General features: G+C 73.3%; 19 protein-coding genes and 1 pseudogene. 8 read left to right on the forward strand and 12 right to left on the reverse strand.

Annotated features, from left to right (window positions below; all coding sequences use genetic code 11):
- Positions 1–154 precede the first annotated feature (154 nt).
- The 4 genes from ACIOD1_RS10380 to ACIOD1_RS10395 all read right to left on the reverse strand — a co-directional run bounded on the left by ACIOD1_RS10380 (position 155) and on the right by ACIOD1_RS10395 (position 2,601).
- Entirely contained in the window at positions 155–520 is a 366-nt protein-coding gene (locus tag ACIOD1_RS10380) for a hypothetical protein (RefSeq protein WP_365612661.1), read from the reverse strand.
- Between the two features lie 61 nt (positions 521–581).
- Positions 582–764, reverse strand: a complete 183-nt coding sequence (locus ACIOD1_RS10385) for a hypothetical protein (protein WP_365612658.1) — start codon at positions 762–764, stop codon at positions 582–584.
- Between the two features lie 151 nt (positions 765–915).
- The gene (locus ACIOD1_RS10390) at positions 916–2,118 is read right to left on the reverse strand and encodes a hypothetical protein (RefSeq protein ID WP_401901464.1); all 1,203 of its coding nucleotides are present in this window, start codon (positions 2,116–2,118) and stop codon (positions 916–918) included.
- A gap of 159 nt (positions 2,119–2,277) precedes the next feature.
- Positions 2,278–2,601 (reverse strand): plasmid stabilization protein, encoded by a 324-nt coding sequence (locus tag ACIOD1_RS10395; protein ID WP_365612653.1) that lies wholly within the window; start codon positions 2,599–2,601, stop codon positions 2,278–2,280.
- Positions 2,602–2,794: 193 nt separating this feature from the next.
- On the opposite strand from ACIOD1_RS10395, the gene ACIOD1_RS10400 reads away from it, so the two are divergent.
- A complete protein-coding gene (locus ACIOD1_RS10400; RefSeq protein WP_365612650.1) occupies positions 2,795–3,070 on the forward strand; it encodes an isoamylase early set domain-containing protein in 276 nt (91 codons plus the stop codon).
- Between the two features lie 49 nt (positions 3,071–3,119).
- Here ACIOD1_RS10400 and ACIOD1_RS10405 read toward each other — a convergent pair whose 3' ends face one another.
- Positions 3,120–3,605 carry a DUF6328 family protein gene (locus tag ACIOD1_RS10405; RefSeq protein WP_365612647.1) on the reverse strand — a complete coding sequence of 162 codons (486 nt, stop codon included), beginning with the start codon at positions 3,603–3,605 and terminating at the stop codon, positions 3,120–3,122.
- A gap of 221 nt (positions 3,606–3,826) precedes the next feature.
- On the opposite strand from ACIOD1_RS10405, the gene aroA reads away from it, so the two are divergent.
- On the forward strand, positions 3,827–5,089 hold the full coding sequence (aroA, locus tag ACIOD1_RS10410; RefSeq protein ID WP_401902318.1) for a 3-phosphoshikimate 1-carboxyvinyltransferase: 1,263 nt from the start codon (positions 3,827–3,829) through the stop codon (positions 5,087–5,089).
- 15 nt (positions 5,090–5,104) lie between these two features.
- Here the strand turns inward: aroA and ACIOD1_RS10415 are convergent, their stop codons facing one another.
- Complete coding sequence (locus ACIOD1_RS10415; protein ID WP_401901466.1) at positions 5,105–6,184, reverse strand: cation diffusion facilitator family transporter; 1,080 nt, start codon at positions 6,182–6,184, stop codon at positions 5,105–5,107.
- Entirely contained in the window at positions 6,181–6,684 is a 504-nt protein-coding gene (locus ACIOD1_RS10420; protein WP_365612641.1) for a hemerythrin domain-containing protein, read from the reverse strand. Before ACIOD1_RS10420 ends, ACIOD1_RS10415 begins: the two co-directional genes overlap by 4 nt.
- Before the next feature lie 199 nt (positions 6,685–6,883).
- Between ACIOD1_RS10420 and ACIOD1_RS10425 the strand changes: the two genes are divergently transcribed.
- The 3 genes from ACIOD1_RS10425 to ACIOD1_RS10435 all read left to right on the forward strand — a co-directional run bounded on the left by ACIOD1_RS10425 (position 6,884) and on the right by ACIOD1_RS10435 (position 8,743).
- The gene (locus tag ACIOD1_RS10425) at positions 6,884–7,426 is read left to right on the forward strand and encodes a hypothetical protein (RefSeq protein WP_365612638.1); all 543 of its coding nucleotides are present in this window, start codon (positions 6,884–6,886) and stop codon (positions 7,424–7,426) included.
- A gap of 1 nt (position 7,427) precedes the next feature.
- On the forward strand, positions 7,428–8,039 hold the full coding sequence (locus ACIOD1_RS10430) for a hypothetical protein (protein ID WP_365612635.1): 612 nt from the start codon (positions 7,428–7,430) through the stop codon (positions 8,037–8,039).
- 320 nt (positions 8,040–8,359) lie between these two features.
- Entirely contained in the window at positions 8,360–8,743 is a 384-nt protein-coding gene (locus ACIOD1_RS10435; RefSeq protein WP_401901468.1) for a hypothetical protein, read from the forward strand.
- A 122-nt stretch (positions 8,744–8,865) separates the two neighbouring features.
- Here the strand turns inward: ACIOD1_RS10435 and ACIOD1_RS10440 are convergent, their stop codons facing one another.
- Positions 8,866–10,005 carry an amidase domain-containing protein gene (locus ACIOD1_RS10440; RefSeq protein ID WP_365612629.1) on the reverse strand — a complete coding sequence of 380 codons (1,140 nt, stop codon included), beginning with the start codon at positions 10,003–10,005 and terminating at the stop codon, positions 8,866–8,868.
- Between the two features lie 360 nt (positions 10,006–10,365).
- On the opposite strand from ACIOD1_RS10440, the gene ACIOD1_RS10445 reads away from it, so the two are divergent.
- The gene (locus ACIOD1_RS10445) at positions 10,366–11,649 is read left to right on the forward strand and encodes a DUF3533 domain-containing protein (protein WP_365612626.1); all 1,284 of its coding nucleotides are present in this window, start codon (positions 10,366–10,368) and stop codon (positions 11,647–11,649) included.
- A gap of 245 nt (positions 11,650–11,894) precedes the next feature.
- Here the strand turns inward: ACIOD1_RS10445 and ACIOD1_RS10450 are convergent.
- Positions 11,895–13,343, reverse strand: a pseudogene (locus ACIOD1_RS10450) (purine-cytosine permease family protein); the annotation flags it as partial.
- 292 nt (positions 13,344–13,635) lie between these two features.
- Here ACIOD1_RS10450 and ACIOD1_RS10455 point away from each other — a divergent pair.
- Positions 13,636–13,872, forward strand: a complete 237-nt coding sequence (locus tag ACIOD1_RS10455; RefSeq protein ID WP_365612621.1) for a hypothetical protein — start codon at positions 13,636–13,638, stop codon at positions 13,870–13,872.
- A gap of 133 nt (positions 13,873–14,005) precedes the next feature.
- A complete protein-coding gene (locus ACIOD1_RS10460; RefSeq protein WP_401901471.1) occupies positions 14,006–14,383 on the forward strand; it encodes a hypothetical protein in 378 nt (125 codons plus the stop codon).
- Between the two features lie 417 nt (positions 14,384–14,800).
- Here ACIOD1_RS10460 and ACIOD1_RS10465 read toward each other — a convergent pair whose 3' ends face one another.
- The 3 genes from ACIOD1_RS10465 to dhaL form a co-directional block, all read right to left on the reverse strand.
- Positions 14,801–15,544 carry a carbonic anhydrase gene (locus ACIOD1_RS10465; RefSeq protein WP_365612615.1) on the reverse strand — a complete coding sequence of 248 codons (744 nt, stop codon included), beginning with the start codon at positions 15,542–15,544 and terminating at the stop codon, positions 14,801–14,803.
- A 145-nt stretch (positions 15,545–15,689) separates the two neighbouring features.
- Positions 15,690–16,160 (reverse strand): PTS-dependent dihydroxyacetone kinase phosphotransferase subunit DhaM, encoded by a 471-nt coding sequence (locus ACIOD1_RS10470; RefSeq protein ID WP_401901474.1) that lies wholly within the window; start codon positions 16,158–16,160, stop codon positions 15,690–15,692.
- Positions 16,157–16,783: a dihydroxyacetone kinase subunit DhaL gene (dhaL, locus tag ACIOD1_RS10475; RefSeq protein WP_401901475.1), complete on the reverse strand. Its 627-nt coding sequence runs from the start codon at positions 16,781–16,783 to the stop codon at positions 16,157–16,159. The genes ACIOD1_RS10470 and dhaL overlap by 4 nt, the downstream gene beginning before the upstream one ends.
- Between the last annotated feature and the right edge of the window lie 10 nt (positions 16,784–16,793).

Raw genomic sequence — 16,793 nt, forward strand, 5'->3', positions numbered from 1 at the left:
GGGCCCACAGACGCCGGGACGGCCCTTCGCGCACGGCGACCCTCCCGCTGGGGAGGGCGGGAGGGGCGCCGGCCCGGGATCGTCCGGAGCCACACCATATGCACGAGCCCGGGTCGACGGACAGGCATATGACATCAGCATTTCGGGACGGCCCTCAGGCCCCCTCGTCGTAGGTTCCCGCCTCCACTTCGAGGGCGAGCTGCTGGAGGACCTCGATCGAGGAGACGTCCGTGCGGCCGGCGTCATGGGCCATCGCGAGACTCGTGAAGGCGAGGCTGAACCCGGCCACCATGGTGTGCAGGGCCGGGCCCAGTGCCTCCGCCACGAGGCGCGCCACCTGCCGTGGGGAGGACTCGGCGGGCACGCTGATCGAGGGCAGCATCTCGTTGAGCAACTGGGTGGCGACTCCCGCCACCGCCTCGGGTACGTCGTCGTCCTCGCCGGCTTCCGCTGCCCGGCGGATCTCCTGGGCCTCGGTGAGGATGCCGATGACCCGCCTGAGAACCTCTGCGCGTTCCATCCTCGGAGGGTAGCCCGCACCCGCCCCGCCGGTGCCCTCTTCGGCCGCGTCCGGCGACCGGCTACGCGGCCGACGCGGCGGGCTCGTGGTCGCAGGCCACGACGAGGAACGCGTCCCGTTCCAGGCACATGACGACCGTCACCGCCTGGCCGCGCGCGGTGCGTTGGGCGGCGTACTCCTCGGCCGGGCGGCTGCCGTGGGGCCCGCCGGCGGGAAACCATTCGAGAATCCTCGTAGCCCTCACTGCCAACACCTCCGCTGACCGTCCCGGTGATCCTTGCGACCGTATGCCCCCGATGCGCGGGGCCATTCCCCGCCGGTCACCGGCCCGTCCGGGGCCCTGCTCGACGAGGTAGGCCTCGTGCTCGACCATGTTCCCTTCCCCGCGGGCCCCGTCAGGTACGGCTCGGGGCGCGGTGGAGAAACTCCAGTCGCTGTTGCGCCAGTTGGACGTGGCGGGAGTCGAGGGACGGCAGGGCGCGCAGGAGGCGGATGAGTTCCGGGGCGGCGCCGATGGCCGTCTCCGGGTCCTTGACCCGGGTCCAGCAGTAGAGGGCGCCCGTCGCCGCCGCGTGCACCTCCGGCGCGTCGGGGTGGTGGGCCGCGAGCCGGATCCGGGCGGCGCCGGTCCACAGCTCGGTGGCGAGCCCGAAGCTGCCGGCCATCCGGGCGAGGTCGGCGCGGATCTCCAACCAGCCGGTCGCCTCGGCCGACCCGTACCCGGTGTTCCGCAGTACGTACTGCTCCCAGGCCTGCGCCAGAGCGGCGGCCTCGACGTGCCGCCCCGAGGTGGCGAGGGCGTGGATGTGCGGCCGCGGATCCCGGACGGAGTCACCGCCGGCGTCCGCCGCGGCGGCCCGGCCGGGGGTGGGCGGCTCGGGGGTCTCGGGCCTCCCCGGCGTCCTGCGCGCCTGGCCCGGCGCGGCGAGTTCCCGGGCGGTCGGGAGCACCAGGGCGCCCGGCGGCAGCGCCGCCGCTCCGGCCGCCAGGGCGTGCAGCCGCAGGTTGTCCGGGCGGGTGGGGTTGCTGCCCAGCTGGTCGATCCAGCGCCGGGTGTAACCGCTCACCGCGTTGCCGCTGCCGGCGAAGCCGGGCGGGGAGACGACCCCGTAGACCTCGGCCGACGGGGACGCGGGCAGGCTGCCGTACTCCCGCAGCAGGGGCCACGCCGCCTTGTCGGCGACCAGGTCGACCAGCACGGTCGTCAACCCGGCCGGACGGCCGCGCAGTTCCACGCCCAGCCACTCCCAGGGCAGCCCCGTGTAGCGGACCGAGGCGGCCGTCGTGCCGGCGAGGGCGAGGTGCAGCCGGCCGCTGCGGCGGTCCACGGTGAGCCGGCCCGACAGGTAGACCAACAGCGGGCCCGGCGTGGCCGCGGCGGTCCGCAGCCGGGTCAGGACCAGGTTCGGATCGCGCGCGCCGTCGAGGTACGTCGTGTCGCAGGGGAGGTCGCTGTTCAACAGCATCGAGACCGGTACCACCCCGAGGGCGGCCAGGTTGGCGCTCGGCGCCACCTGAACGGTCCGCCGGTGCACCGCCGTACTCCCGGCTATGAGGAGTACGTGGCCCCGCTGCTCCAGACCCATGGTGTTCTGCATGACCAGACCGTACTCACACCGCGCGGCCGGGACCGCACGGCCTCCCCGCCCCGGCGGAACCGGGCGTTCGGGCAGCGGAACGGGTCGGCCCCCAGGGCCCCTTCCGCGGGATCGCGGACGGCCGGTGCGCGGCGGGGCCGGCTTCGCCCCGTCGCCGGCTCAGTGTCCGAGTTCGCGCTTCAGCTCGGCCTTGTCCATCGACGAGCGGCCGTGCAGGTTGCGGCGCTTGGCCTCCTCGTAGAGCTGGTCGTACGTCGGGCCCCGCGCCCCGGTGTGGGAGCGCCGGCCGCCGCGCTCGCCGGAGGACATGTCGCTCAGCGAAAGGTCGGAAGCCGTCTCCGATTCGCCCGCGCGAGCCCGCTCCTTGTTGACGGTCCGCGCCGCGATCTCCTTGGCGTGCTCGGCGCTCTCGCCGCGCTTTTCCGCGCTCTCCTTGATGTGTTCGTACTGACGTTCGCGCTTGGGGCTGGACCCGCGAGGCATGGTCGCTCCCTTCGTAAGGTCGCCCGTACGGGCGCACCGGGCGCCTACCCGCGCTCCCCCACCACATTCGGCGCTCCCGCCGTTCCCGACGCCCCTCGGGCGGGATGACGGCTGCGCCGGAATGCGGCCCGCGTGCGTGGCACCGAGGATGGGCCCGAGCACCCCGCCCCTCGACGCCATCAGGAGATGAGCCGTGCTGGAACGCAAACTGCGCAAGGACCGCACCGAAGTGACGTTCATCCTTCCGGGCGACCGCCCGCCCGGCCCCGTCAGTGTGGTCGGGGACTTCAACGGCTGGCAGCCCGGCACCCACACCATGCGCCTGCGCCAGGACGGCAAGCGGGCCGTCACGATCGAGCTGCCGAGCGAGCGCACCCACTCGTTCCGCTACCTGGCGGCCGGGGACTACTGGTTCAACGACGACAGCGCCGGTGACCAGGACGGACCCAACAGCCGCCTCCACACCTGAGCCCCACCGCCCCGGCCGCCCCCCGGCCGCCCGGAGCCCGCTCCGGTGGTCAGTCCTGGGCGGTGTAACGGATCCTTGCCCACAGGGGCAGGGCGAACCAGCACAGCAGGTACCAGGCCAGCACCCCTCCCACGAGGTAGGGCACGAGGGCGTTGTGCGTGGCCACCCGCAGGACGAGGAAGAGCGCCGCGGTGCACGTGACCAGCAGGAAGAGCAGGCCCGTGAAGGTCAGCCGCGCCGCCCACGCGACGGCCTCGGGCTTGATGCGTCGGCCCGAGACGATGCGGTGGAAGGCGACCGGCCCTATGAGCGCGCCGGTCGCCAGCGAACCCATCACGACGGTCACGATGTAGATCGTCTTGTCGGTCTGCGCGAGCCCGTGAAAGGTGGGAGTGAAGGCCACGGTGAGCAGGAACCCGAAGAGGATCTGGACACCCGTTTGGGCGACGCGGATCTCCTGAATGAGTTCCTGCCACTGTCGGTCGGCCCGTTCGTCCGCGGTCTCGTCCCGCCCGACCTCGGTGCCGTCCGCCATGAGGCCTCCCTTGCCGCGTGCCGGTCTGGTCACGCTGCGCCTACCCCGGAGCCGACGCCCCATGCTCCGGGGACCGGAACCCACCGTGCCGCAGCGGCCGGACCCCATGACCTGCGGGGCGGCCGGCGTCCAACGGGTGGAAGAGGCCGACGGCGAGGACGCCGACGGGGCAGGATCTCCAGCGCAACCGTAGGAACACCCGTGTGGGAGAGAGCGCTGCCGTGACGATCGTCGACGTCCCCGGATCCAAGTCCATCACCGCCAGGGCCCTGTTCCTGGCCGCGGCCGCCGAGGGCACCACCACGCTGGTGCGGCCACTGCTGTCCGACGACACCGAGGGGTTCGCCGAGGGTCTGCTCGCCCTCGGCTACCGCGTCGAGCGGCGCCCCGACCGCTGGCTCGTCCAGGGCTCGCCCACCGGCCCAGCGGCGCGGGAGGCGCGGGTGTACTGCCGCGACGGCGCCACGACCGCCCGCTTCCTGCCCGCGCTCGCGGCGGCCGGCCGGGGCGACTTCCGCTTCGACGCCTCCGCGCAGATGCGCCGCCGCCCCGTCGCCCCGCTCACCCGGGCGCTGCGCGGCCTCGGCGTCGAGGTGCGCCACCTGGAGGCGGAGGGTCACCACCCGCTGGGCATCACCGCCGACGGCATCGAGGGCGGTGAACTCACCCTGGACGCCGGGGAGTCGTCCCAGTACCTGACGGCCCTGCTGATGCTGGGGCCGCTCACCCGCCAGGGGCTGCGGATCACGGTCACGCGGTTGGTCTCGGCGCCGTACGTGGAGATCACCCTGGCCATGATGAGGGCCTTCGGGGTGGAGGTGGAGCGACGGGACTCGCCCGAGGGGGAGGTGTTCGACGTTCCGCCCGGCGGGTACCGCGCGACCACCTACGCCATCGAGCCCGACGCCTCCACCGCGAGCTACTTCTTCGCCGCGGCGGCGCTGATGGGCCACGAGGTCACGGTGGCGGGCCTGGGCCGCGGGGCCCTTCAGGGCGACCTGCGCTTCGTGGAGGTGCTGGAGCGCATGGGCGCCCGGGTGCGCGTCACCGACGAAGCCACGACGGTGGCGGGCACCGGGACGCTGGACGGGCTCACCGTCAACATGCGGGACGTCTCCGACACCATGCCCACGCTCGCCGCCCTCGCGCCCTTCGCGTCGGGGCCGGTGCGGATCGAGGACGTGGCCAATACGAGGGTCAAGGAGTGCGACCGCCTGGAGGCCTGCGCGGAGAATCTGCGGCGCATGGGCGTGCCCGTCCGCACCGGGCCCGACTGGATCGAGATCGACCCCGCCGCCCCCGGACCGGCGGAGATCGCCACGCACGGCGACCACCGGATGGTGATGTCCTTCGCGGTGGCCTCGCTACGCACCCCGGGCGTCACCTTCGACGATCCGGGGTGCGTACGGAAGACCTTCCCGGGCTTCCACGAGGCGTTCGCGGCGCTGCGCGAGCAGTGGCAGGGGCTCGCGGCCCGGCGCTGAACGGGCCCGGGGGCGTCAGAGGTGTCCGTCGGCGGCGGCCCCGTGCCGGGTCGCCGCCACGTCCGTGACGTCCAGGAACACCTGGTCCAGCTCCTGCCAGCGCTCGCGCACCTCTCGGCGGATGCGCACCATCGACTGCTCGACGGTCTCGCTGTCGTAGCCCGGCGTCAGGTCGACGCGCGCGGCCACCATGACCGAGTCGGGCCCCAGGCGCATGGTCAGCAGGGCGGTGACCGTGTCGATCTCCGGCTGCTCCGTGAGGAAGGCGCGCACCTCGCGCTGGACGGCGGGATCGGCGGCCTCGCCGAGCAGTTGCCCGCGGGCCGCCCGGCCCAGCGTGTAGGCGACGTAGACGAGCAGCACCCCGATCAGGATGGACGCGCACGCCTCGTACGCGATCTCCCCGGTCGCCATGTGCAGGACGATGCCGACGATCGCCAGGATGACACCGGCGCACGCGGTGCTGTCCTCGGCCAGGACCGTCCGCAGGGCGGGGTCGTGTCCCGCCCGGATCTCCGCCGACACGCCCCGGCCACCGGCCCGTGCGGCGCGGCGCACCTGGAGCACGGCCCGGGCCAGCGAGGTCCCCTCGGCCGCGAGGGAGAGGACGAGGACGGCCAGGCCGATGAGGTAGCCGTCGCGCGTTTCGGAGCCTCCGTTGCGGAGGGCCTCGATGCCCTGGAAAACGGAGAAGCAGCCGCCGGTGACGAAGATGCCGACGGCGGCGAGGAGGGACCAGAAGAACCGCTCCATGCCGTAGCCGAAGGGGTGGCGCGCATCCGCGGGCCGCCTGCTGCGCTTGAGGGAGGCCAGCAGGAAGACCTCGTTGAGGCTGTCCGCGATCGAATGGGCCGCTTCCGAGAGCAATGCGGGGGAGGCGGCCACCACGCCGCCGATGCCCTTGGCGACGCAGATGACGAGGTTGGCGGCGAGGGCCACCCAAATCGTCTTGCGCGTCTCGGTGTCCTTGCCCTCACCATGGCCCTTGCCGCCGCCCCCGCCCTGGTCCCCGCCGTGGTCCTTGCCGTGGCCCTTGCCCGGCGGGTCGGCGGCCGGAACGGGGTGCTCACCGGCCCCCGGCGGCGCCGTCGTCATCCGCCGACGACCGCGCGCACGTGCTCGACGCTGCCGCAGTCGGTCCCGAGCTGACGCTCCCGCTCGCGCAGGAAGGCGGCTCCGAGCTCGGCCCTCCGCTCGTCCGGCACGTTCTCCCTGGCACCGTTGAGGATCGTCCGCTCCTCCTCGTCGAGGTGGTGGGAGACGGCCTTCACCAGGTCCTCCAGCCGCGAGTCCCATGCCTCGGAGCCCACCTCGGACACCTCCAGCAGCGCCAGGAGCGCTTCGTTGCCCTCGGCGTGTTCCTCGGCTCCGTGCTCGACCTCTTCGTTGTCGACGTCCTTGAACCGCTTCAGGGCGCCGTACACCTCGGTCTCCTCTGCCTCGCCGTGCGCGATGAGCAGGGCGGAGAACTCCGCGAGGGCGCCCGCCCGGTCCGACTCCACACTGCGCATGCGCCGGAAGAGGTCCTCCATCGTGCGGTGGTCCTTGAGGATCAGCGCGACGACGTCCTGGTTGTCCTGCGTGTGCGCGGCCATGCCACGTCCCTCCTCGTCGGGTTCGCCCGGGGGCTTCACAGGGCGACTGCTCGCCGGCGGCGCGTTCAAACCCCGTCGCCGGGGACACCCCCCGTCCGCCCGGCGCCCCGGGGTTTGCCCGGCGTCCCCACGGGTTTGCGCGGCCCGCACCCGGGCAGCCGCGCATCGAATACGAAGAGCCCCCGGACGGAGGCCAGAGATGTCAACCAATACGCTGATAGCCGTCATAGTCGTGGCGGTCGTCGTCGTCCTCGCGCTGAGCGCCCTCATGTGGAGCTTGGCCCGACGGCGACACCTACGGGAACGGTTCGGCCCGGAATACGACCGCACCGTCGAGGAACAGGGCGACAAGCGGTCCGCCGAGAAGGACCTGCGTGCCCGGGAGACCCGTCACGACCGACTCGACATCAAGGAACTGCCGCCCGAGCGCCGTACCCAGTACGTGGACGCGTGGACCGGCGTGCAGCAGCAGTTCGTGGACCGGCCGGAAAACTCGGTGTCCGAGGCCGACGAACTGGTCACGCGACTGATGGGTGAGCGCGGCTATCCCACCGACGGGTACCGCGGGCAGTTGCGGGACCTGTCGGTCGAGCACGGCCGCACGCTGGAGGAGTACCGGGCCGCCCACGCGGTCAAGGTGCGCAGCGGTGCGGGAGAGGCGACGACAGAGGAGCTGCGCGGGGCGATGGTGCACTACCGCGCCCTGTTCGAGGAGCTGCTCTCCGACCAAAGGAGCCGTTGACATGCGAAACCGCGACGAAGAGGTCGGGCGGCCGTCGGAGCCCGCACTGACGACGGAGGACCTCGCGCGGCCGGCGCCTCCCGCCGACGCCGACCGGGAGTCGGCCGTCTTCCCGGGCGAGGCGACGGGTGGGCGGGCCGCCGAGCCGGCACGCGCGCCGGGCGGCGAACCCGGCGACGACCGGCCCTTCGGGGACCGGCCCGTCGAGGGCGACCGGGTCGAGGGCCGGGAGGCCGAGCAGACGCCCGCCTTCGGTCGGGACGGGTTCGGGCAGGAGGCCGGGCAGCAGTCCGAGTTCGCTCCCGAGCCGGTACCGCGGACGGACCGCGACCCCGAGCGTGAGGACGAGCCGCTGCTGGGCGCGGCGGAGGCGGAGCGCTACCGCACGACGTGGCACGAGATCCAGGGCCGGTTCGTGGACGATCCCCGAGAGGCCGTGCGTTCGGCGGACACCCTGGTGGCGGAGGTCATGCAGACCTTCGCGGGCACCCTCGCCGAGCACCGCAGCGGGCTGGAGAAGCAGTGGGACAGCGGTGAGGAGGTCGCCACCGAGGACCTCCGGCAGGCACTGCGCGCGTACCGCTCGCTGGTGAACCGGCTGCTCGACACCTGAGCCGGCGCGGTGTCCGGGGGCCCCGTGAACGCGACCGGGCCCCCGAGAGCGGACCGCGCGGGACCGGAGCGTGCGGGACCGGAGCGTGATCGGAAAGGCGAAAGGGACCCGGCGGACATGTCCGCCGGGTCCCTTCTCCATGTCGTACGACCGGGGTGGCCACCGATCGTTGGAGGTCGACAGGTTCCCTGCCGGGTCACGACGACCACCCCGGCACCCACGCCTCTGCCCTGGAATGGCCGTTTCATCCCAGGACACGGGGAATCCGAACAGAGCCGGACCGAAGGGGATGCGCACGCGATGCCGGGTAGCGGTGGGGTATGGGAACCCCCTCCGCCGGCGGATCGGCCGGGCCCGCGCCCCTGGGCCGGATCCGCAGCGCGGTCCGTCGTGCGCGGGCCGGACGGCGCTGGGGGCTCGTACGGGACATCGACCTGTGGCAGCGTGCGCTCGGGTTCGCGGCCCTGGGGTTCCTGACGCTCGTACCGCTGCTGATCGTCGTGTCCGCGGCCGGCCCCGGCGGTGGACAGGGGTTCGCGCACTGGCTCGGGGACGGGCTCGGCGTGTCCCCGACGGCCCGGAAGGAGATCGAGGGCCTCTTCGCCCTGCCCGGCCAGGCCTGGCGGAGCACGACGGCGCTCGGCCTCGCGGGGTGGTCGTGTTCGGCGGGGCGCTGGTCGGCCGGCTGGTCCACGAGGCGCTGAGGCGGCGCGCGGATCGGCGGGTCCTCTAACCCGGCCCGTGAGGGGCGTCGGGGCCGCGGCTCCACGAGCCGGCCCCTCCCGCCGCGGTGGCGTCCGCGACGGGAGGGGCCCGGCGGCATCCGTCAGGTGCGGTAGGCGAAGTAGGTCGCGTTCGGGTACGAGGCGACGAGGCTCGCGAGCGACTTCCGGTACGTGTTGGTGGAGTGGTAGGTGACGTACGGCATTCCGGCGCTGCTGCGGTAGGTCACCATCATGGAGTGGTCCTTGGACCCGTCCTTGTTGAAGTCCACCTGGAGGATGTCGCCGACGTCCGTCTGGTAGACGTTGGCCAGGTTGACGGCCCGCTGGTTGGACAGCGTGAACCAGGCCCACTCGTTCGCGCCGACCCAGGAGTCGGTCTGGCGGGCGTTCTCGTAGGACCAGTTCCGGTAGTCCGAGGTGGATCCGGGGACCGTCTTCCAGCCACCGGCCTTCAGGGCCTGGCTGATGAAGTTGGTGCAATCGCCCCCGGCGCCGGTGAACTTGCGGTACGCGGGGTTGTAGTTGCTCCAGTACTTCTCCGCGTACTTGGCCATGGCGGCGTAGTCGTAGGTGCCGCCCGCCTTCGCCTTGGGCTTGGGCGTGGCGGGGTACTTGGTGGCCGCGGGGGTGCCGTCGGGGTACTGATTGCCGTCGTCCTTGACGACGTTCTGCTTGGCCGCCACGGGCTCGTTGACCGCGACGGGGCCGTTCTCCTGGGACTTGATGGAGTCCAGTTCCCAGCCTCCGCCCCGCTTGCTGGTGAGCTTCAGCTCGTAGCGCGTACGGAAGTCGGTGGTGGCCGGCTCGTCCCCGCGCACCTTCTTGTAGGTGAGCGTGGACTGCTCGGTGACCTGGACGGTCGCCTTACCGCCGGTGATCGTGGCGCGGTCCACGGAGACGCGGGTGTCGGCGCCCGTGTAGGCCTCGCCGAGGTCCGCCAGCCGGGTCCTGCGGGAACGCAGGGTGGATATCGCCGCGTCCTCGTCCTTCTTCAACTGGGACGACATGCGCGTCTTCGCCGCCGCCGGGGCGGAGTTGCGGTGCCCCGCCCGGTCCTCGACCAGGGCCTGGGTGCGATGGGAGAGCACGTCGTCGGCCATGCGCGCGAAGGTGTCGGCGGTGGCACGATCGGCAGCCTCGGGGCCGGTTCCCGCGCTCGCCGAGTAGGCGAACAGGCTTCCGGACGCGAGGGCTACGGTCAGGGCCGCGATGGCGGCGGGCCTGAACCTCTTCGGTATCACTTGTTTCCCCTTGTCACCCGGTCCACACGAACCGGGCACGGAATCTTCGCACAACTGGACGGCTCTTTCGTCCCGTTCCGCTTCGAGGCCACCCCCCGGTCCCCGGTCGCCCCACACGCCGCCCCCTTCCCTCCGCTTCCCCACCGGTAACCGCCCCCGGACGACGAGCGGGCGGCGCCGGACCGCCGCCCGCCGGTGCGGGTCGTACTGCATCGGGGGGAGCGGGGCGAGGCGTGCGGCGGGTGGTGGGGGCGCGGGGCCCATGCTGGACTACCCGGCGGTACTCACGACATCACAGCCACGGTCGGCCGCCCCCACCCGCCGTGCGCACCCCGCGCCGCCCGGAACCCACGGAGAACCATGGCCGAGCCCGCCGCCCCTCAGGCCGCCGTCCCCCAGGCCACCGCCGCGAAGTTGCTGCGCCGGCCCCGGTTGTGGCTGGTGCCCACGATCCTCACGGGGCTGCTCGCCCTCCTGCTGTCGTTGTTGTACATGGGCGGCATCGTCAACCCCAACCAAGAGTTGCGCGACCTGCCCATCGCCCTCGTCAACGACGACACCGGCAAGCCGCCCGCCGGGCAGCGGGACAACCTGGGCGCCCAGGTCACCAACGCCATCCTGGCCGACACCGGCGGCGGCAAGTCCGAGTGGCGCAGGCTCACCCGGAAGCAGGCCCAGGATCAGCTCGACTCCGGCAAGGTCTACGGGGCCCTGGTCGTCCCGGCGGGCTTCACCGACGACGTGAGCGCGCTCACCACGCCGGGCGCCACCCGAAAGCCGACGATCACCCTGCTCACCAACCCCGGCAAGGGCAGCCTCGGATCCTCCCTCGCCACTCAGATCACGACCAAGGCCGCGCGCCAGGCCTCGCAGGCCATCGGCGGGCAGCTCACGGCGGCGGTCGGCGACCGGGCGACCCCCACGGCGAAGCTGTTGCTCGCCGACCCGGTGAACGTCGTCACCCAGGTCGGCCACCCGATCGGCACGAAAAGCGGCCTCGGCCTGACGGCCTTCTACTACACCCTGCTGCTCGTACTGGCCGGGTTCATGGGCGGCAACGTCATCAGCAACGGTGTCGACACGGCGCTCGGTTACGCGGACAACGAGATCGGCCCCTGGCACACCCGACGCCCGACCGTGCCGATCAGCCGCACGCAGACCCTGCTGCTGAAGATGGCGATGACCGCGGGCATCACCCTGCTCAGCTCCTCGCTGGTCCTGGTGGCCTGCGTCGTGATCCTCGGCATGGACGCCTCCCACCTGCCGCTGCTGTGGGTCTACTCCTACTGCGCGGCCCTCGCCGTCGGGCTGGGCGTGCAGGCCATCAACGCCGCGTTCGGCGGGATCGGCCAGCTCGTGTCGATGTTCGTGTTCATCGTCCTCGGCCTGCCCTCGTCGGGGGCGACCGTGCCCCTCCAGGCGGTCCCCGGCTTCTACCGCTTCCTGTCCCACTTCGAACCGATGCGGCAGCTCAGCGACGGGGTGCGAGCGATCCTCTACTTCGACGCCTGGGGCGATGCCGGCCTGACGCGGTCGTGGGTCATGATCGCGATCGGTACCGTCCTGGCCCTGTTGTTCGGCTTCGCGATGACCACGTACTACGACCGCAAGGGGCACAAGCGGCTCACGCCGCAGCCCGCCTGAGGTCGTGCAGCGTCGTAGCGCGGCAGCGCGGCACCGCTACCGCTTTCGCTCTTCACTTGCCGACGGTGTTCATCAGGATGATCGCCGCGAGATCGCAGAGGATCACCGCGACGACGCCGAGGATCATGGCCCAGGCCTTGCGCGACTCGTCCATTTCCACGGGTCCACCTCCGGTCCTCCTCCATGATGGACCGCCCGCGCCGGACGGGCGCGCGGAGCCGGACGGGGCCGAGCGAGCGGGCGGCCCGGACCGTGGGGTCGGCGCGCATCAGCAGGGCGTAGAGGGCGGCGGAGACCAGCATCCCGGCGGGCAGGGAGAGGTCCACGCCTCCGAGGGCGGCGGCGACGGGGCCGGTGTAGAGGGTGTCGACGCACAGGGCCGCCGCGCCGATGCCCGCGCCGAGGGCGAGGGCCCCGGCCCCGTTGAAGCCGGCGGTGTACCAGAAGGGGCTGCGGGGGCTCTCGTCCGCGAGGGCGAGGCCGTCGTAGCGGCCCCGGCGCAGCACGACGTCGGTGGCGTAGACGGCCATGAGGGGGCCGAGGAGGACCACGATCAACTGGAGGGCGTTGCCGACGGTGTCGAGGAGGCCGGAGACGAGCAGGCCGTACAGGGTCAGCGCGACGGCGACGACGCCGTCGAAGAGCACGCTGACCGAGCGGCGGATCCGCAGGCCGACGGCCTGGAGGGCGAGGCCCGCGCTGTAGGCGGTCAGGGCGTTGACGGCGATCGTGCCGAGGACCACGGCGAGCAGGAAGACCGGGGAGAACCAACCGGGCAGGAGGTGCTGGAGCGCGTTCTGCGGGTCGCTCATGTCCACCGCGGTCGCGGCGAAGGCACCCAGGGAACCGACCACGACGCTGGGCAGGAAGGCGCCCAGGGCCGTCCAGCCGGCAACCGCCGCGGGCGGGGATGTGCGGGGCAGGTAGCGGGAGAAGTCGGCGCTGGTGCCGTACGACAGGGGGGCGGAGGCGATCAGGGTGGTTCCGGCGAGGAGGACGGCCCATTGGCCGGCCCCGGTCGGCGGCGGCCCGGCGGGCCGGTGGGCGAAGTCGGTGTGCGCGATCACCGCGAAGGCCACGACGGTGAACACCGCGGCCAGGGCCAGGGTGATCGGAAGGTAGATCCGCATGATCATCGCGTGGCCGTACACGCTGATCACGAGCGTGAGCGCGGCGATCAGCACGATCACGGCGGCCTTGACCGCGCCTACCGCGGTGATGCCGGTCAGTTCCACCAGGGCGAACGCGGCGGTCGCGGCGGCGGCCAGGTTGAGGGCGAAGTAGCAGACGGAGACCAGCCAGCCGCCGATCGCGTTCATCACGCGGTTGCCGATGACCCCGTACATCGCCCGCGTGATCACCTCGCTGGGCGCGCCGGCGGCCGGCCCCGAGGTGGCGACGAGCCCGGTGAGCAGCCAGAACAGGTTGCCCACGAGGATCACGGCCACGGACCGCCACAGGCTCAGGCCCATGAGCACCAGCGCGGCGCCGATCACCAGGCTCAGGTAGTTCACGTTGGCCGCCGCCCAGACGGCGAAGAGGTCACGGGGGCGGCCGTGGCGCTCGGAGTCGGGGATGTGGTCGATGCCGTGGGCCTCGACCCGGCCCGCACGCTCCGCGGCCGGTCGCGGCGGCGGGGGCGGGTCGGGGGCGCCGCCCTGGTCCGGGGGCGGGTCGGGGGGCGTGGACTCCATGGGGGCCTCCGGTGTGCTGGGCGCATGCCCTCCGTGACGAGGTCCCGCGCGCGGAGTTCCGTGCGGAGGAGCCGTACGTGACGACCCTCCAGATCCTCGTGGCGCTCGACGGCCCCCGCGCCCGCGCGCACCCCGACACCCGCGACGGACCCGGCGCGGTCACCCGACTGGCGGTCATCGCAGCGGACCGCGACCCCGCCCTTCGGCGCGGTGGGGTGGGCGGGCCCGGGCGGGCGGCTTTCCGTTCGTGTCGCCGCGCGCATCGGTGGGCGGGACGTGGAACCGTTTCCGCATGACCGAAAGCTCGACGCCTTACATGCCCGCGGCCAGGGTCACCGTCCTCGGACCGCAACCCGGCCACCCGCCCTTCCGCATCGTGGAGGTGGACGGGGAGTTCGTCGGCAGGGCCATGTCGATGACGGACGTGCTCCTCATCGCCTCCGAGGCGGGCATCACCATCCACGACCTCGACGACCTGGAGGCGGTCCACTGGGTGGGCGGCGGCAAGTACGTCTGGGCCCTGCCGTAGGGCCACGCCGTAGGGCCCCGCCGTGAGGGGCCCCGCCGTGAGGGGCCCCGCCGTGAGGGGCCCCGCCGCAAGGGCTCTCCCGCATTCCCAGGAGGCCGGGGATGATGGCCCGGTGTGGGTCGAAATCGAGGCGGTGCGGCAGGACCCGGCGACGCCCATGACGGTCCGGGTGCGCTCCGCGGTGGGAACCGTCGTGGTGTTCTGGCAAGGCGCCACCGTTGCGGTGGCCGGTGATCACCACGTCGAGTGGACCGTCGATGAGGACATCGTCTGGTCGCTCAACGCGGGACCGGCGCCTTCCGCCCGGTCCGAGCTGTCGGAGGACGGCGACCGCATCGTCTTCCAAGGGCGGCTGAGTCTCACCGAGGACGGTGCGGCCGTCTTGGACGTGGGGGGAACGTTGATCCTGTTCGACGTCGCCGGGCCGTCGCCCCCGGACGGCGCCGATGGGGCGTGGATCCAAGTCCGCGTCGGACGGGGCGATGTCAGTGTCTGGCCCCACCAGCTGTGACGCGCCCTCGACGACCCGGCGCCGGGGGAACGTCTCCGGTGGACCTACCGGGGCGCGGCGGCTGCCGAGTCCGGTGACCGATTCCGGCACGCGCGCGTCCGAGACCGTGAGGGGGATGCCGAAGGGCCGACCTTCGCTGAGACCCGACCCGAAGTCCGGGTGGAGGGCCCCCGTCGAGCCGATCGAGGCGTCGTACCGGTCGGAACTCGGGTGCACGGGCAGCTCGTTCGCGGGTGCGCGCCAGGAGCTGTCCGGCGCGGAGGTCTCGCACTCCGTCCGGGCATCGGGCGGATCGCCGGAATCCTGTCGTGTGGGGGCCGTTCAGCTGCACGCTTCATGGGCATCGCCCGTCGACCGGGACGTTTCAGCCTGCTCCCCCAGCGCAAGTCCGCGGCCGTGGGCACGCTCCGGCCGGCGTCAGGTGACCCGTTGGACCCGCTGGCTGGTCAGTTCGTAGCGGGCCGCGAGGACGGCCAGTTCGCCCGCCGTGATCCTCGCGGCGAGGTCCGGCTCGGCGGCCAGCCGGGACCGCACCAGCCGTGCGTTCGCGGTGACCGCGGCGTCGGTACGGGCCTCCCCGCGCAGCCGGTGGTCGATCGCCGGGCGGATCTGCTGTCCGAGGTAGCGCAGCGGGCCGGGCAGCTCCGCCCCCTCCTCGTCGGCGTGGACGGCGGCCGCCACGGCCCCGCACGACTGGTGGCCCAGCACCACGACCAGCGGAATGCCCAACTCCAGCACCCCGTAGGCGACGCTGCCCAGCACCGCCGCGTCCAGGACCTGGCCGGCCGAACGCACGGTCATCAGGTCCCCGAGCCCCTGGTCGAAGACCAGCTCCGGGGGCACCCGGGAGTCGACGCAGCCCAGGACCACGGCGAAGGGGTGCTGCCCGGCCACCAGCTCCCGGCGGATGGTCCGCGTCTCGTCGGGATGCCGCTCGTGGAGGGTCTGCCAGCGGAGGTTCCCCGCGACCAGCTCCCCCAGCGCCGCCCGTGGTGTGGACGGCCGGGCGCGGGGCGCGCGGGGGCGGCCGGGGGGCGGGGCGTCGGGTGCGCCGGCGGCGAGGCCGGCGCCGATGGCCGCCGCTCCCGCCACGGCGGCCCGGACGAACCGACGCCGCCCCGGGGTCCGCCCGCCGTCGTGGCTCTGCGCATCGGGGGTCACGCCGCCACAAGCTATGCGGAGCGGGCCTCGGAGGGTCCGGCGCCGGAGCCGATTTGGCCCTACCTTGGGACAATCTTGGGTAAAACGCGCACGGCTCGGCGGTGCGACCACGCCCCCGGGAAGGGGCCCGCCGCATCAGGTCAGGTCAGGTCTTGCGGTACGTGTACGCCTCCCCGGCCGCCGAGGCGACCGCGTCGAGGGGGGCTCCCGCCGACGCGGCGACGACCGCCGCCACCGCGCCCTCCACGAACGGTGCGTCCAGCAACCGCGCTCCGGCCGGCAGCTCGTCGTCCTCCAGGAGGGCCTTGACGGTCAGGACGGCGCTGCCGAGGTCCACCAGCAGGGCTATCCCCGCGCCGCCGTCCACTTCGCGCGCGGCGGCGACGATCCGCGCGGCGCTCGTACCCAGACCGCCGTCGGCGGTACCGCCCGCCGCGGCCACCGGGACCACCGGACCGCCCGCCGCCAGCCCCCGCGCGAGCTCGGCCACCGCGTCGGCGACCGCGGCGCTGTGCGAGACCAGTACGACGCCGACCGGCCCGGATCCCGCGCCGGTGGCGCCCGCTCCCGGCTGCGCCGCCGCCCCGGCCCCCGCGCCCGCCTCCGCCCCCGTCATGACGCACCGCCCGCGCCGGCGCCGTCCGCGTCCGCGGTGTCCGCCAGCGCCTCCAGCAGCAGCGCCGACGAGGTCGCGCCCGGGTCCTGGTGTCCGATGCTCCGCTCCCCCAGGTAGCTGGCCCGGCCCTTGCGCGCCACCAGCGGGATCGTCGCCTCCGCGCCCTCTTCGGCGGCGTCCGCGGCCGCCCGGTAGGAGGTGGCGAGGGCGTCGATCGCCGGGGTCCAGGCGTCCAGCATGGTCTTGTCGCCCGGCGCGGCCCCGCCCAGGCGCGCCACCGCGTCCACTCCGGCCCGCAGGGCCTCGCGCAGCTCCTCGTCACCGACCTCGACCCCGTCACCGAGTTCCTTGCCGGTGCGCCGCAGCAGCGTCCCGTACAGCGGTCCCGAGGCGCCGCCGACGGTCGAGATCAGGGTGCGGCCGGCGAGCTGGAGCACGGCTCCGGGCGTGGCGGGGGGCTCCGCGTCCAGGGCGGTCCGGACGGCGGTGAACCCGCGCAGCAGGTTGCTGCCGTGGTCGGCGTCCCCGATCGGGGAGTCGAGCTCGGTCAGCCGGTCCGCCTCGCGCTCGACGGAGGCCGCCGCGGCCACCATCCAGCGCCGGAAGAAGTCTGCGTCACGCATGGGATCTCCT

Source organism: Streptomyces sp. NPDC088097 (genome assembly GCF_044741845.1).
Taxonomy (GTDB): domain Bacteria; phylum Actinomycetota; class Actinomycetes; order Streptomycetales; family Streptomycetaceae; genus Streptomyces.

What these genes read in the sequence shown, in the direction of transcription:
- ACIOD1_RS10445 (WP_365612626.1), top strand. Translation starts at nt 10,366, where the DNA reads ATGGCCGAGCCCGCCGCCCCTCAGGCCGCCGTCCCCCAGGCCACCGCC.
- ACIOD1_RS10455 (WP_365612621.1), top strand. Translation starts at nt 13,636, where the DNA reads ATGACCGAAAGCTCGACGCCTTACATGCCCGCGGCCAGGGTCACCGTC.
- ACIOD1_RS10420 (WP_365612641.1), bottom strand. Translation starts at nt 6,684, where the DNA reads ATGGCCGCGCACACGCAGGACAACCAGGACGTCGTCGCGCTGATCCTC.
- ACIOD1_RS10405 (WP_365612647.1), bottom strand. Translation starts at nt 3,605, where the DNA reads ATGGCGGACGGCACCGAGGTCGGGCGGGACGAGACCGCGGACGAACGG.
- ACIOD1_RS10380 (WP_365612661.1), bottom strand. Translation starts at nt 520, where the DNA reads ATGGAACGCGCAGAGGTTCTCAGGCGGGTCATCGGCATCCTCACCGAG.
- ACIOD1_RS10395 (WP_365612653.1), bottom strand. Translation starts at nt 2,601, where the DNA reads ATGCCTCGCGGGTCCAGCCCCAAGCGCGAACGTCAGTACGAACACATC.
- ACIOD1_RS10430 (WP_365612635.1), top strand. Translation starts at nt 7,428, where the DNA reads ATGCGAAACCGCGACGAAGAGGTCGGGCGGCCGTCGGAGCCCGCACTG.
- ACIOD1_RS10415 (WP_401901466.1), bottom strand. Translation starts at nt 6,184, where the DNA reads ATGACGACGGCGCCGCCGGGGGCCGGTGAGCACCCCGTTCCGGCCGCC.
- ACIOD1_RS10390 (WP_401901464.1), bottom strand. Translation starts at nt 2,118, where the DNA reads ATGCAGAACACCATGGGTCTGGAGCAGCGGGGCCACGTACTCCTCATA.
- ACIOD1_RS10470 (WP_401901474.1), bottom strand. Translation starts at nt 16,160, where the DNA reads ATGACGGGGGCGGAGGCGGGCGCGGGGGCCGGGGCGGCGGCGCAGCCG.
- ACIOD1_RS10425 (WP_365612638.1), top strand. Translation starts at nt 6,884, where the DNA reads ATGTCAACCAATACGCTGATAGCCGTCATAGTCGTGGCGGTCGTCGTC.
- ACIOD1_RS10435 (WP_401901468.1), top strand. Translation starts at nt 8,360, where the DNA reads ATGGGAACCCCCTCCGCCGGCGGATCGGCCGGGCCCGCGCCCCTGGGC.
- dhaL (WP_401901475.1), bottom strand. Translation starts at nt 16,783, where the DNA reads ATGCGTGACGCAGACTTCTTCCGGCGCTGGATGGTGGCCGCGGCGGCC.